The sequence below is a fragment of the Kitasatospora sp. NPDC034533 genome, from assembly GCF_055575155.1.
The window spans coordinates 1-15229 of the sequence record NZ_JBVITE010000041.1 but is presented as its reverse complement, the minus strand read 5'-3'; the positions used below and the strand labels follow the sequence as shown (position 1 = coordinate 15229).

Annotated in this window: 7 protein-coding genes; 5 read left to right on the top strand and 2 right to left on the bottom strand. The window is 72.1% G+C overall.

The annotated features are described in order from the left end of the window. Positions 1-172 precede the first annotated feature (172 nt). The 3 genes from pulA to ACZ55U_RS25320 all read left to right on the top strand — a co-directional run bounded on the left by pulA (position 173) and on the right by ACZ55U_RS25320 (position 10763). On the top strand, positions 173-5710 hold the full coding sequence (pulA, locus tag ACZ55U_RS25330; protein ID WP_465529227.1) for a pullulanase-type alpha-1,6-glucosidase: 5538 nt from the start codon (positions 173-175) through the stop codon (positions 5708-5710). A 557-nt stretch (positions 5711-6267) separates the two neighbouring features. Then, a complete protein-coding gene (locus tag ACZ55U_RS25325) occupies positions 6268-8598 on the top strand; it encodes a M4 family metallopeptidase (RefSeq protein WP_465529225.1) in 2331 nt (776 codons plus the stop codon). Between the two features lie 446 nt (positions 8599-9044). Further along, the gene (locus tag ACZ55U_RS25320) at positions 9045-10763 is read left to right on the top strand and encodes a carbohydrate-binding module family 20 domain-containing protein (RefSeq protein ID WP_465529346.1); all 1719 of its coding nucleotides are present in this window, start codon (positions 9045-9047) and stop codon (positions 10761-10763) included. A 238-nt stretch (positions 10764-11001) separates the two neighbouring features. Here the strand turns inward: ACZ55U_RS25320 and ACZ55U_RS25315 are convergent, their stop codons facing one another. Beyond that, on the bottom strand, positions 11002-11805 hold the full coding sequence (locus ACZ55U_RS25315; RefSeq protein ID WP_465529223.1) for an SDR family oxidoreductase: 804 nt from the start codon (positions 11803-11805) through the stop codon (positions 11002-11004). A 405-nt stretch (positions 11806-12210) separates the two neighbouring features. Between ACZ55U_RS25315 and ACZ55U_RS25310 the strand changes: the two genes are divergently transcribed. Beyond that, entirely contained in the window at positions 12211-13263 is a 1053-nt protein-coding gene (locus ACZ55U_RS25310) for an alpha/beta hydrolase (RefSeq protein WP_465529221.1), read from the top strand. Between the two features lie 311 nt (positions 13264-13574). Beyond that, positions 13575-14387 carry a hemerythrin domain-containing protein gene (locus ACZ55U_RS25305; RefSeq protein ID WP_465529219.1) on the top strand — a complete coding sequence of 271 codons (813 nt, stop codon included), beginning with the start codon at positions 13575-13577 and terminating at the stop codon, positions 14385-14387. 134 nt (positions 14388-14521) lie between these two features. Here ACZ55U_RS25305 and ACZ55U_RS25300 read toward each other — a convergent pair whose 3' ends face one another. Beyond that, a complete protein-coding gene (locus ACZ55U_RS25300) occupies positions 14522-15115 on the bottom strand; it encodes a DUF6891 domain-containing protein (protein WP_465529217.1) in 594 nt (197 codons plus the stop codon). Positions 15116-15229: the final 114 nt, after the last annotated feature.

The window sequence follows — 15229 nt, the reverse complement described above, 5'->3', positions numbered from 1 at the left end:
CGTCGCTCCAACGGAGTAATCGGGGTGCTCGCGGAACGGTCGAAGGCGATCGGGGGCCGTCGCCCACCTGGAACTTCCCGACAACGGAACGGTTTCTGCATCTTGCTGAAACATATTGCAGGCCGCTAGCTTCCTGGGAAATCGTTCGCCCCTTCCCCTAAGGGAGCCCTCAGTGGCCGACGCCCCGCTCCGTCCCCGACGGAGCACCGCCAGACGATCCACCGGCCGCCGCAGACCACCGGGTCGCACGGCCGTCCTGCTGGCCGCCGCCCTCACCGCCGCCACCCTCGGCGGCACCCCCGCGGCCCTCGCCGCCGCCCCGCCGGCCCCGCCCTCGGACGCCGCGCTGGCGGCCACCGCCGGGCGGCACGACCTCACCCGCGAGCAGTTCTACTTCGTCCTGCCGGACCGTTTCGCCAACGGCGACACCGCCAACGACACCGGTGGCATCGTCGGTGGACGGCTGGAGAACGGCTTCGACCCCGCCGACAAGGGCTTCTACCACGGCGGCGACCTGGCCGGGCTGATCAACCGGCTCGACTACATCCAGGGCCTCGGCACCACCGCGATCTGGATGGCCCCGATCTTCAGGAACAAGCCGGTCCAGGGCGGCGGAGCCGACGCCTCGGCCGGCTACCACGGGTACTGGATCACCGACTTCACCCAGGTCGACCCGCACTTCGGCACCAACGAGCAGCTCAAGGAGCTGATCGCCAAGGCCCACGCCCGCGGCATCAAGGTCTTCTTCGACGTCATCACCAACCACACCGCCGACGTCATCGACTACGCCGAGCAGCAGTACGGGTACCGCTCGACCGGCGCCTACCCGACGCTCGACGCGGACGGGAACCCGGTGGACGAGACCGCTGTCGCCGACGCCGGCGCCCCCTGGCCGAAGATCACCAAGGACTCCTTCCCCTACACCCCGGTCCTGCGCACCCCGGCCGACGCCAAGGCCAAGAGCCCGGAGTGGCTCAACGACCCCGCGCTGTACCACAACCGGGGCGACTCGACCTTCGCCGGCGAGTCCGCCACCGAGGGCGACTTCAGCGGCCTGGACGACCTCGACACCCAGAACCCCAAGGTGGTGAAGGGCTTCGAGAAGGTCTACCAGCAGTGGGTCAAGGACACCGGCGTGGACGGCTTCCGGATCGACACCGTCAAGCACGTCGACATGGCGTTCTGGCAGCAGTGGGCGCCCGCGCTCAAGGACTTCGCCGCCAAGCAGGGCAACAAGAAGTTCTTCATGTTCGGCGAGGTCTACTCCGGCGACCCGGCGGTCACCTCGCCGTACGTCACCAAGGGCAAGCTCCAGGCCACCCTGGACTTCCCGTTCCAGGGCGCCGCCCGCTCCTACGTCTCGCAGGGCGGCTCGGCCAGGAACCTCGCCGACGTCTACGCCCAGGACTACCGCTACACCAGCGCCGACACCGACGCGTACGAGCTGCCGACCTTCCTCGGCAACCACGACATGGGCCGCTTCGGCTCCTTCCTGCTGGCCGACAACCCGGGCGCCGACGACGCGACCCTGGTGAAGAAGGACCGGCTGGCGAGCGAGCTCCAGTTCCTCACCCGCGGCCAGCCCGTCGTCTACTACGGCGACGAACAGGGCTTCACCGGCGCGGGCGGCGACAAGGACGCCCGGCAGGACCTGTTCGCCTCCAAGACGGCCTCCTACAACAGCGACCGGGTGCTCGGCGGCCCCTCCGGCCCGGCCGACCGGTACGGGCAGGGCGGCGAGCTCTACCAGGGCGTCGCCGGGCTGGCCAAGCTGCGCCGGGACAACCCGGCGCTGGCCGACGGCGCCCAGATCGAGCGGTACGCCGCCGACGGCGCGGGCGTGTACGCCTTCTCCCGGATCGACGCGGCGCAGCAGGTCGAGTACCTGGTGGCGGTCAACAACGCCACCGAGGCGAAGACCGTCACGCTGGACACCTTCTCGGCGGGGATGGGCTTCGACCGGATCTACCCCGCGGCGGATTCGCGGCTCACCAGCGGCGCCGACCGCAAGGTGACGCTCACCGTGCCGGCGCTCTCCTCCGTGGTGTTCAAGGCCGGCGGCAGGCTCGCCCCGGTCGCGGCCGCGCCGCGGCTCACGGTGCGGCCGCCGGCGGACGGATCCACCGGGCTGGTGACGGTGGGCGCCGAGACGGACGGCGGTTTCAACGGTTTCAACGGTTTCAACCGGGTCAGCTTCGCCGCCCAGGTCGGCAACGGGCCGTGGCGGACGCTGGGCACCGCCGACACCGGGAAGTACGCCGTCACCCAGGACCTGTCCGCCGTCGCCCCCGGCACGGTCGTCCGCTACAAGGCCGTGGTGCAGGACTCCGGCGGCCACCTGCGCTCCGCCACCGCGAGCTTCACCACGGGCACCCCGGCGCCCGATCCCGTGCCCACCGCGGGCTCCCGCCCGTACGCCGTCGTCCACTACAACCGGCCGGACGGCGACTACGACGGCTGGAACCTCTACGCCTGGGGCGACCTCGCCGACGGCGAGGGCACCCAGTGGCCGGCCGGGCACCCCTTCACCGGCCGGGACGCGTACGGCGCCTTCGCGTACGTGCGGCTCAAGCCCGGCGCCTCGGACGTCGGGTTCGTGGTGGAGAAGGACGGCGCCAAGGACGTCGACGCCGACCGGCACCTCGACGTCGGCAGCACCGGCGAGGTGTGGCTCAGGCAGGGCGATCCGGCGGTGCGCACCGCGAACCCGGGACCGCCGAACAGCCAGCCGGCGAACACGGCCGTCATCCACTACAACCGGGCCGACGGCGACTACGACGGCTGGGGCCTGCACGACTGGACCGGCGCCGCCGCCCCCACCGACTGGGGCAAGCCGCTGATGCCGGTGCGCCGCGACGCCTTCGGCGCCGTCTTCGAGGTGCCGCTGGCGCCCGGCGCGACCAGCCTCAGCTACATCCTGCACAGGGGTGACGACAAGGACCTGCCCGCCGACCAGTCGCTGGACTTCGCCGTCAACGGCAAGGAGGTCTGGGTGCTCGGCGGACGCGAGGGCTACCTGCTGCCGCAGAACCCGGCGGCCTCCTCGCAGGTGGACCTCACCGGCGCCAAGGCCCAGTGGATCGACGCGCGCACCGTCGTCGTCCCGGCGAACTACGGCGCGGGCGACGAGGCCCTGGCCGGCGGCACCAGCGCCCAGCTGGTGTACGACCCCGAGGGCGGCATCCGCGCCGACCGGGGCGCGCTGACCAAGCCCGGCCGGTGGCTGCGGCTCACCCCGGTCAAGGGCGGGCTGACCGAGGCGCAGAAGGCCAAGTACCCGCACCTGGCCGGGTACCGGGCCTTCACCGTGGACCCGCGGGACACCGCCCGCGTCCCGGCCGCGCTGCGCGGGCAGCTGCTGTTCACCGAACACCTGCCCAGCGGCGCGGTACTGGCCGCCACCGGGGTCCAGATCCCGGGCGCGCTCGACGACCTGTACGCCGGGAAGACCGGCAAGGTCGACTTCGGACCGGCCTACTACAACGGCAAGGTGGCGCTGTCGCTCTGGGCGCCGACCGCGCAGGAGGTCTCCGTCCAGGTCTTCGACGGCGCCACCGGGGGCACCCCCAGGACGCTGCCGCTGAAGCGGGACGACGAGACCGGGGTGTGGGAAGTCGTCCGCGACAAGCGGGAGTTGGACGGCAAGTACTACCTGTACCAGGTGAAGGTCTGGGCCCCCTCGACCCAGCAGCTGGTGGTCAACACCGTCACCGACCCGTACTCGGTGGCGCTCTCCGCCGACTCCGGGCGCAGCCTGGTCGCCGACCTCGACGCCAAGGGGCTCAAGCCCGAGGGCTGGGACGACCACGCCCGCCCGCAGGCCGTCCCGCCAGCGCGCCAGCAGATCCAGGAGCTGCACGTCCGGGACTTCTCGGTCGAGGACTCCACCGTTCCGGCCGCCGAGCGCGGCACCTACCTGGCGTTCACCGAGTCCGACTCGGCCGGCATGCGGCACCTGCGCGAGCTGGCCGCGGCCGGGGTGACCACGGTGCACCTGCTGCCGACCTTCGACATCGCCACCATCCGGGAGAACCGGGCGGACCGGAAGCTGCCCGCCTGCGACCTCAAGTCGCTGCCCCCGAACGGCCCGGAGCAGCAGGAGTGCGTGGCGGCCGTGGCCGCCGACGACGCGTACAACTGGGGCTACGACCCGCTGCACTACAACGTGCCGGAGGGCTCCTACGCCACCGATCCCCAGGGCACCGCCCGGACGGTGCAGTTCCGGCGGATGGTGCAGGCGATGCACGCGGCCGGGCTGCGGGTGGTGCTGGACGTGGTCTACAACCACACCGCCGCCAGCGGCCAGGCCGACCACTCGGTGCTGGACCGGGTGGTGCCCGGCTACTACCAGCGGCTGGACGCCAACGGGAAGGTGACGACGGACAGTTGCTGCGCCGACACGGCGCCCGAGCACGCCATGATGAACCGGCTGGTGGTCGACTCGGTGACGCTGTGGGCCCGTGAGTACAAGGTCGACGGCTTCCGCTTCGACCTGATGGGCCTGGACCCGAAGTCCACCATGCTGGACGTGCAGGCCGCGCTGCGGAAAATGACGCCGGCCTCGGACGGCGTGGACGGCAAGAACGTCTTCCTGTACGGCGAGGGCTGGAACTTCGGCGTGGTCGCCGGCAACGCCCGGTTCGAGCAGGCCACCCAGGTCAACATGGCCGGCACCGGCATCGCCACCTTCGACGACCGGATCCGGGACGCCGCCCGCGGCGGGAACTTCATGCTGAACTCCGCGCCGCAGCAGGGCTTCGCCTCGGGCCTGTACACCGACCCGAACGGCTCGCCCGCCAACGGCAGCCCGGAGGAGCAGAAGGCGCGGCTGCTGCACCAGATGGACCAGGTGAAGGTCGGGCTGACCGGCAACCTGGCCGGCTACTCCTTCACCGACAGCTCCGGAAAGCCCGTCACCGGCGCCCAGGTCGACTACAACGGCGCCCCGACCGGGTACGCGGCCAGGCCCGGCGAGGCGGTGGAGTACGTGGACGCCCACGACAACACCGACCTCTTCGACGCGCTCGCGTACAAGCTGCCGACCGGGACCCCGCCCGCCGACCGGGCCCGGATGCAGGCGTTCGGGCTCTCGCTGACCGCGCTCACCCAGGGCGCGGGCTTCGCCCAGGCCGGCAGCGACCTGCTGCGCTCGAAGTCGCTCGACTCCAACTCCTACGACTCGGGGGACTGGTTCAACGCGATCCACTGGGACGCCGCCGACGGCAACGGCTGGGGCCGCGGCCTGCCGCCGGCCAAGGACAACCAGGAGCTGTGGCCGATCGCGCGGTCCCTGCTGGGCGATCCGGCGCTGACGGTCGGCGCGGCCGACATCCGGGCGGCCTCGGGCCAGTACCAGGAGTTCCTGCGGATCAAGCGGTCCTCGCCGCTGTTCTCGCTGCCGACCCTGGACGCCGTCCAGCAGCGGCTGTCCTATCCGCTCTCCGGCACGGCCGGCGAGACCCCGGGAGTGATCACCCTGCACCTGGACGGCACCGGGCTGGCGGGGGCGGAGAAGGGCGTCACGGTGGTCTTCAACGCCACGCCCACGGCGCAGGCGCAGACCGTACCGGCGCTGAAGGGCACCGGTCAGACGCTGCACCCCGTCCAGGCGGGCGGCGCGGACCAGGTGGTGAAGCGCTCCGGCTTCGACGCCGCGACCGGCACCTTCACCGTGCCGGGCCGCACCGTGGCGGTGTTCGTCCAGCGCTGACGCGCGCACCGGGCGACGCCCGGGCTCCGGACCACGATCCGATGGGACGGAGCCCGGGCCGTCCCGGTTCCGCTCCGGACGCACAATGGCCGGAAAGCTCCGGTGGCACGGCCGGAACTGTGAGGTGCCGGGCCTGCCGGGCGTCGCCGGCCGCCCGGCGGTGCGGGTGACGGCCCTGAGTGCTGGTCACCGACCGCCGGTAGTGATCGAACTTTGCACCAGGCATGAAAACCGTGTTCACGAGTTCGCAGTGGGGTAACACAACTGACGTTCCGTCGTGCATACGGTTTCGGTAATGAATCGGCCAATCCGTGGCATGCATCTGTCATTAACGGCTGGTTTGCTGCCACGATTCCCCCGGCTGTAGACGAGGGGGCCCCACCCCCCGGTGCAGTCGGTCCAGTTCAGGTGCAGCGCGTCCCGACCCTGCAACGAGTTGTGAGCACCGCATCCGCACCCCCGTCGTACCCGGCGGGGGCCCCCACTGCGCCGCGACCCCGCGGCCCAGGTTTTCTCTCCACCGGCGCGACCCGGCGCCGGTCGGAAAAGGAGTCCGCATGTCCCGTTACGCTCACGCCCGGAAGGCGGCGGTTGTCATGGCCGCCTCCACCGCGCTGCTGGTCACCGGCATACCGGTGATCGCGCAGGCGGCCACTCCGGACGCGCCGACCGTCGTCGCCGCCCAGCAGGCGACCCGCGCCCAGCTGATCTCCACCGCGAACCAGCAGACCACCGCCATCGCCCAGAGCCTCGGGCTGAGCGGCGAGGAGAAGCTGGTCACCAAGGACGTCATCCAGGACGCGGACGGCACCCGCCACCTGCGGTACGAGCGCACCCTCAACGGCCTGCCGGTCCTGGGCGGGGACCTCGTGGTCCACCAGGCGCCCACCGGTGCCACCAAGAGCGTCGACCGGGCCAGCACCGCCTCCCTGAACGGCGTGAGCACCACGCCGAAGCTGGCCGCGCCGGCCGCCCAGTCGGCCGCGCTCGCCGCCGAGTCGGGCACCGCCGTGGACACCGCGCCGCGCCTGGTGGTCTGGGCCTCCGACAACAACCCGCGGCTCGCCTGGGAGACCGTCGTCTCCTCCACCAAGTCCGACGGCACCCCGAGCAAGATGCACGTGGTCACCGACGCCACCAGCGGCCAGGTCATCCAGCAGTGGGACGGCATCGAGACCGGCTCCGGCAAGGGCGTCTTCGTCGGCAACGTCACCATCGGCACCACCCAGTCGGGGTCGACCTACCAGCTGAAGGACGGCGCCCGCGGTGGGATGTACACCACCAACCTGAACCACGGGACCTCGGGCACCGGCACCCTGTACAGCAAGTCCACCGACACCTGGGGCGACGGCACCGTCAGCAACGGCGAGTCCGCCGCGGTCGACGCCCACTACGGCGTCGCGGCCACCTGGGACTTCTACAAGAACACCTTCGGCCGCAACGGCATCCGCAACGACGGGGTCGGCGCCTACAGCCGCGTCCACTACGGCAACAACTACGTGAACGCCTTCTGGGACGACTCCTGCTTCTGCATGACGTACGGCGACGGCTCGGGCAACACCCACCCGCTCACCGAACTCGACGTCGCGGGCCACGAGATGAGCCACGGCGTCACCGCCGCCACCGCCAACCTGACCTACTCCGGCGAGTCCGGCGGCCTCAACGAGGCCACCTCGGACATCTTCGGCACCATGGTCGAGTTCTACGCCAACATCCCGACCGACAACCCCGACTACCTGATCGGCGAGTTGATCGACATCAACGGGAACGGCACCCCGCTGCGCTACATGGACCAGCCCTCCAAGGACGGCGCCTCGGCCGACTACTGGTCCTCCACCGTCGGCAACAAGGACGTCCACTACTCGTCCGGCGTCGCCAACCACTTCTTCTACCTGCTGTCCGAGGGCAGCGGCGCCAAGGTCATCAACGGCGTCAGCTACAACTCGCCGACCCAGGGCGGCATCTCGGTCAGCGGCATCGGCCGGGACAAGGCCGCGGCCATCTGGTACCGCGCGCTGACCACCTACATGACCTCCAGCACCAACTACGCCGCGGCGCGCACCGCGACGGAGAAGGCCGCCACCGACCTCTACGGTGCCGGCAGTGCCGAGCTGACCGCGGTCAGCACCGCCTGGGCCGGCGTCAACGTCGGTACGGCGCCCTCGGGCGGCGTCACCGTCACCAACCCGGGCAACCAGTCCACCGCCGTCGGCGGCGCGGTGAACCTCCAGATCAACGCCACCGGCGGCACCGCCCCGCTGACCTACAGCGCGACCGGCCTGCCCACCGGCCTGTCGATCTCCTCCTCCGGCGCGATCACCGGTACCGCCTCCACCGCGGGCACCTACAACGTGACCGTCACGGTGAAGGACTCGGCCGGCAAGACCGGCTCGACCAGCTTCACCTGGACCGTCTCCACCGGCGGCGGCAGCTGCACCCCGGCGCAGCTGCTGGGCAACGCGGGCTTCGAGACCGGCAGCGCCGCCCCGTGGACGGCGTCCAGCGGCGTGGTGGACAGCAGCACCTCCCAGCCGGCCCACGGCGGTTCGTGGAAGGCGTGGCTGGACGGCTACGGCTCCTCCCACTCGGACTCGCTGTCCCAGACGGTGACCATCCCGGCGGGCTGCAAGGCGACGCTGAGCTTCTGGCTGCACGTCGACACCGCCGAGACGTCGACCACCACGGCGTACGACAAGCTGACGGTGGCGGTCAACGGCACCACGCTGAAGACCTACTCCAACCTGGACGCGGCGGCCGGCTACCAGCAGCGGACCTTTGACCTGTCGTCCTACGCGGGCCAGACGGTCACCCTGAAGTTCACCGGCACCGAGGACGCCTCGCTCCAGACCAGCTTCGTGATCGACGACACCGCCATCCAGACCGGCTGAGCCCGGACCGGCCCCTGAGGGACCGGTGAACCAGGACAGGTGAGGGGCCCGGCGGCCGCACGGCTGCCGGGCCCTTGTCGTGCCGTCTTCGGCCACCGGGGCGGCGGGTGGTGCGGAGTCGCATCCGCTGGGCGCGGACGGCCGAGGAGCGGGCGGTGCGGGGTGCGGGCGGTGCGGGGCGCGGGTGGTGCGGGCGCGGGCCGAGCAGGCGTGAACGAAGCGGGCGCGGGCGGTGCGGGCGTGAACGAAGCGGACGTGAGCAAAGTCTTGACGGCCCATCCGGTCGGCTCTAGGTTCGGCGCTGCAAGTTTCCGGCAAGTTGCAGAAACTTCATGCAGTCTTCTTCGCCCCCTCCGGCTGCCCCACCCCAGCCACCCTCAGGAGACGACGTGGTCACCACCGCCCCCACCTTCCCCCGGCCGTCGGCCGGGGGGACCCCCAGGCCCATCCGCCGCCGCGCCCGCGCCGCCGGGGCGCTCGCCGCCTCGGCGGCGCTCGCGCTCTCGCTCGGCACCTCCCTCGGCGCCCCCGCCGCCCAGGCCGCCCCTCCCGCCGACAACGGCAAGGACGTCACCGCCACCCTCTTCGAGTGGCGCTTCGACTCCGTCGCCCAGGCCTGCACCTCCACCCTCGGCCCCAAGGGCTACGGTTTCGTGGAGGTCTCCCCGCCGCAGGAGCACATCCAGGGCGCCCAGTGGTGGACCTCGTACCAGCCGGTCAGCTACCGGATAGCCGGGCGCCTCGGCGACCGCACGTCCTTCAAGAACATGGTCGCCACCTGCCACGCGGCCGGGGTCAAGGTGATCGCCGACGCGGTGGTCAACCACATGTCGGCGGGCTCCGGCACCGGCACCGGCGGCACCACGTACACCAAGTACGACTACCCCGGCACGTACCAGAACCAGGACTTCCACTCCTGCCGCCAGGCGATCAGCAACTACCAGGACCGGGGCAACGTCCAGAACTGCGAACTGGTCGACCTCGCCGACCTGGACACTGGCAGCGCGTACGTCCAGACCACCATCGCCCACTACCTGGACGACCTGGCCTCGCTCGGCGTCGACGGCTACCGGATCGACGCCGCCAAGCACATCGCCGCCGCCGACCTGGCCGCGATCAAGGCCAGGATGGCCAACCCCAAGGCCTACTGGGTGCAGGAGGTCATCTACGGCGCCGGCGAGCCGATCCAGCCCACCGAGTACACCGGCACCGGCGACGTGGACGAGTTCCGGGTCGGTACCGACCTGAAGCGGATGTTCACCACCGACAAGCTCGCCAACCTCAGCGGCTGGGGCGCCTCCTGGGGCTACCTGCCGAGCGGGCAGGTGCGCACCTTCCTCGACAACTGGGACACCGAGCGCAACGGCTCCACCCTCAACTACACCTACGGCAACACCTACACGCTGGCCAACGTCTTCCTGCTGGCCTCGCCGTACGGGTCCCCCAACGTCTACTCCGGCTACTCCTTCACCAACAAGGACGACGGCCCGCCGAACGGCGGCACCGTCAAGGCCTGCTACCAGGACGGGTGGAACTGCACCCACGCCTGGCGGCAGGTCGCCAACATGGTCGGCTTCCGCAACGCGGTGGCGGGCACCGGAGTGACGAACTGGTGGTCCAACGGCAACAACGCGATCGCCTTCGGCCGCGGTGACAAGGGGTACGTCGCGATCAACCACGAGAGCGGCGCGATCACCCGGACCTTCCAGACCGGGCTGCTGGCCGGCACCTACTGCGACGTCCAGCACGGCGACCCGCAGGCGGGCGGCGGCTGCACCGGCCCGACGTACCAGGTGGGCGCCAACGGGCAGTTCACCGCGACGGTCGGCGCGGGCGACGCGGTCGCGCTGTACGTCCCGTCCGGCACGAGCGTCTCCGGCGCCTCGTTCAACGTCAACGCCACCACCACGGTCGGGCAGAACATCTACGTGGTCGGCGACATCGCGGCGCTCGGCGGCTGGGACCCGGCCAAGGCGCTGCCGCTCTCCTCGGCCGGTTACCCGGTCTGGTCGCTGGCGCTGTCGCTGCCGGGCGGGACGTCCTTCCAGTACAAGTACGTCCGCAAGGACGCCGGGGGAGCGGTGACCTGGGAGTCCGGGGCGAACCGGACGGCCACGGTGACCTCGGGCGGGGTGGTCACGCTGAACGACACCTGGCGGCCGTAGGCGGCCGGAACAGGCCGGAACAGGCCGGAACCGGTCGCAGGCGGCCGGGTTCGGTCGGGTCGGGTCCTTGTCCAGCCGGATCGGGCCGGTCGGGCCGGGTCCGGCCTTGTCCGGCCCATGGATTCCCGGGGGACCCCGGTCGGCGGCGGCCGACCGGGGTCCTCCCGGGTCGCGGCGGCGGGCCGGGGTTATCCCCGGTACCGGTCCCCGCCGGGCCGCACGGCGGCGGACCGGCCGGCTACCCCCGGCCGATGTACGGCATCGCCGTCGCCATCACGGTGGCGAACTGCACGTTGGCCTCCAACGGCAGCCCGGCCATGTGCCGCACGGTGCGCGCCACGTCGGCCACGTCCATGGTCGGCTCGGGGACGATCCGGCCGTCCGCCTGCCGGGCGCCCGCACCGATCGCCGCCGTCAGGTCGGTCGCCGCGTTGCCGATGTCGATCTGACCGCAGGCGATCCGGTACGGGCGGCCGTCCAGGGAGAGCGACTTGGTCAGGCCGGTGACGGCGTGCTTGGTCGCGGTGTAGGCGATCGAGTGCGGGCGCGGGACGTGCGCGGAGATCGAGCCGTTGTTGATGATCCGGCCGCCCCGCGGGTCCTGGGCCTTCATCTGCCGGAAGGCGGCCCGGGCGCAGAGGAAGGCGCCGGTCAGGTTGAGGTCGACCACCGCCCGCCAGTCCTCGACCGCCAGCTCCTCCACGGGGACGGCCGGGCCGAAGGCGCCGGCGTTGTTGAACAGCAGGTCCACCCGGCCGTGGCGTTCGGCGACCGCGGCGAACAGCGCGTCCACCGCCGCCGGGTCGGTGACGTCGGTCGGCACCACGTCGGCCGGGGTTGCCCCTGCCGGGGCGGCCTCCGACCGGGTGGCTTCGCCCGGGGCGGCTCCGCCCCGGGCCGCGCAGAGCCGGGCGGTCTCGTGCAGCGGCCCGGGCCGTCGGCCGGCCAGCACCGTCCGCCAGCCGGCCGCGGCCAGTTCCACCGCCACGGCCCGCCCGACGCCGCTCCCGGCCCCGGTGACGACGGCGATCCGCTGGTTCATGACACCCTCCTCGATGACTGTTCCGGCCTCGACGGCCGTTCCGGTCGCGCCCGGAGTGATCGTCGCGGATCGGAGGGCCGCCGTCACTGGTCAAAGCATCCAAAATCCGGACGGTCCGGCAGACACCCGGCGGCGCCCCCCGCCGACCGGCCCCCGCCGAACGGCGGGAGCGGTGAAGGCTTTTACCTGATCGCGAACAAACATTGGATTTCCGGTGGCCGCCGCGCAACCGGCCCGCCCCGGTCCACGTCATAAGATCGCAGGAACGCGCGCCCCCGCGAGGGCGGCGCGCCATCATTCCCGGGGGTCGCACCAGCGCTGTGCCCCCGGGCCTGTCCGGCCCCACCGGGGGGCCGCCGCCCGGTCAGACGGACCGGGTGCGTCATCGGTCGGAGAGTCCTCACCGTGCTTAGGCAGTCGTCCCGTTCCCGCGCCGTCCTGTCCGGCGCCGCCGTGCTCGCCCTGGCCGCCTCGCTCGCGGCCTGCGGGAGTTCCGGCGGTGGGAAGGAACACGTCGCCGCGAACACCCCGGCCGGGAGCAGCAGCTCCGCGGGCAGCCCGTCCGCCACCGGCGCCACCCCGTCCGCGACCGGCAGCGCGACCCCGACCGCCGCCGGAAAGGTGCTGATGCCCACCGGGCCCGCCGCCAACCTGTCCAAGGTCCGGGACACCGCCGCCGGACCGATCATGCTGACCACCGTCACCGGCGCGAAGTCCGGCGTCTCCGGCAAGGTCTGGGTCTGGCTGCCGCCCGAGTACAACGACCCCAAGTTCGCCAAGACCGGCTTCCCGGTGCTCACCCTCTTCGCGGGCGGCCAGAGCAACGGCTACAACACCTGGACCGACAACCAGCTGCCGATCCAGGAGGAGAACGCGAGGCTGGTCAAGGAGGGCAAGTCCCACCCGTTCATCATGATCATGCCGGTGCAGAACTTCAACAGCGACGAGAAGAACGCGCTGGACTGCTCCGACATACCGGGCCAGCCGAAGATGGCGACCTGGATGGCCGAGGACATCCCCGACTTCGTGCGCGCCAACTTCCGCACCGTGAAGGGCCGGGACGGCTGGGGCGTGATGGGCGCCTCCACCGGCGGCTTCTGCAGCGCCAAGCTCGCCCTCCAGTACCCGCAGGTCTACAAGGCGGCCGTCCCGATCGACGGCTACTTCATACCGGACTCGCTGCTGTGGAAGGGCCACGACGCCGAGAAGGCCGCCAACAACCCCGACCTGCTGGTCGCCCAGGGCAAGGCCGACGTGAGCATGCTGGTCACCGCGGGCGGCGCCAACCCGTACGAGACCAAGGTGGTCAAGAGCTGGGTGGAGAAGGCGGTGCCGCCGGTGAGCCTGGAGTACCACGAGCAGCCCGGCGGCAAGCACCTGACCTCGGACTTCAAGAAGATGATCCCGGACACCCTGGTGTGGCTGACCGCCCACCTGGCGGGGCCGGCCAGCGACTGAGGCACCCGCCGGGGCCGGGGGCGCGCCCGGGCCGGGGGCGCGCCTGGGCCCCCTTCCCCGAGGCCACACCCGAACCGTCGGTGCCGGAGGCGTTCCACGCTTCCCGCGCCGGCGGTTCCGGCTTTCCGGGGCGGGTGGTCCACGGGCCTCCGACGGCCGCCGTAGGGCCCGTCGGCCGACCGTCCGCAGGCCCGTGACCTGCGCGTCAATCGGACATTGATTCGCTTCTGATCGACTGCGAGCACCTTGGCTGGGGCGGTCCTCGACCGGCCGCCGCCACCCGCCGTGCCCCAAGCCGTGAAGAGAGTGCCATGCCCATCCACCTGGTTTCCCTGCCCGCCCCCACCGTGCCCGCGCAGGACCAGCCCGCAGCCGACGCCCAGGGCGCGGACGCGTACGGGCGGACCGTGGCGGAGGAGCCGGCCACCCTGCGGTTCGCCGGGCTGCGCCTGGTGCACGCCGCGATGCGCCGGGACCTCGCCCGGCTGCCCACCGCGCTGCGGCTGCTCCAGCCCGGCGAGGACCACCAGGGCGAGGCGCTGCTGCGGCACTGGAACTTCATGACCGCGATGCTCACCTGCCACCACGAGCAGCAGGACAGCCGGCTCTGGCCGATCGTGCGCCGCTTCGCGCCCGAGCTCCGGCTGCTGCTCAACTGGCTGGAGGACGACCACCACAACCTCGACCACTCGTTCACCCGGGTCACCACCCTGGTGCGGATCGCCAGCCGGGACGCCGGCAGCGCCTGGCCGGTCGCGTACGCGATGGAGGACCTGGCGGCCCGGCTGGAGACCCACCTGCGGATCGAGGAGCGGCAGCTGCTGCCCCGGATGGAGCGGGTGCTCACGGACGGCTCCCGGCTCGGCGGGCTGGGCGAGCTGCTGGACCTGCTGCGCCTGGCCGACGGCCCGGGCCTGCCGGACGCGCTGGCCTGGCTGCTGGAGGGGGTGGAGCCCGACCTGGTCGAGCGGCTGCTGGCCGAGTGCGACGACGACGTGGCCCGCAACTGGCCGCACTGGCACGCGACCTACCAGCGCTGCACCTCGTCGCTGTGGGGGCCGGGGGACGGCTCGGGCGGCGGCGCCGGTACCGGGTTCGGCGGCCTGGGGAACATCGCCGACTGACGCCGGGGTGCCTCCGCGGTGCGTGCGCGGGCCGGTGACCGGCGCGCACGGCACGAGCCTCCGGCACCCGGGTACCCGGGCACCCGGCGCCCGTGACCCGGGCGCCACCGGGCTGCGGCCGGGGGCCGTCGGCGTCAGCCCGGCAGACGGTTGAGCCACTCCAGCGGGGCGACCCGGATCGCCGTGTGGGGCGAGCCGTCCCACTCCGCCGGAAGACCGACCGCGGCCAACGCCGCGACCACCGCCCGCCCGACCTCCACCGTCCGGCGCTCCGACACCTCCGCCGCCTCGGCGCCGGCCCGGAACCCGCCGTAGCGCAGCATCAGTCCGCGCCCGGCGGCCGCCGCCTCGGTGTCCTGCTGGTGGAAGAAGACGAAACCGACCGAATCCTCCCCGGCCTCACCGCCGATCTCGGCGTAGCCGCAGCCCGCGCAGCAGGTGAAGTCCATCGCCGCGACGATGCCCTGGTCCTCCAGCGCGTCGAAGGCGTCCGCCAGCCGGTCCACGTCGGTGGTCTCCGGCCACGCCGCCTGCTCGGCCAGCCGCTCGGTCCACAGCGGAGCGACGATCCGCTCCGCCTCCTCCTCGGTGAGCCCCCGGCCGTCGAGGACCTCGGCCAGGGACTCGGCTATCTCGTCCGGCTCCCGGAAGCCGCACCGGATCAGCTCGCGGGCCAGCTCCTGGGCTTCGCGCAGCACGTCGGGGTCGAGCACCGTCTCCTCGGTCATGCCGGCATCCTCGCACCCGCCACTGACATTGATGCTGATACTCAGGTTCCGGTGGTCGTGGCTCAGCCACTGACTGACGCCCTGCTGGGCTGTCCTCAAGTTGTTCTGTCCGGC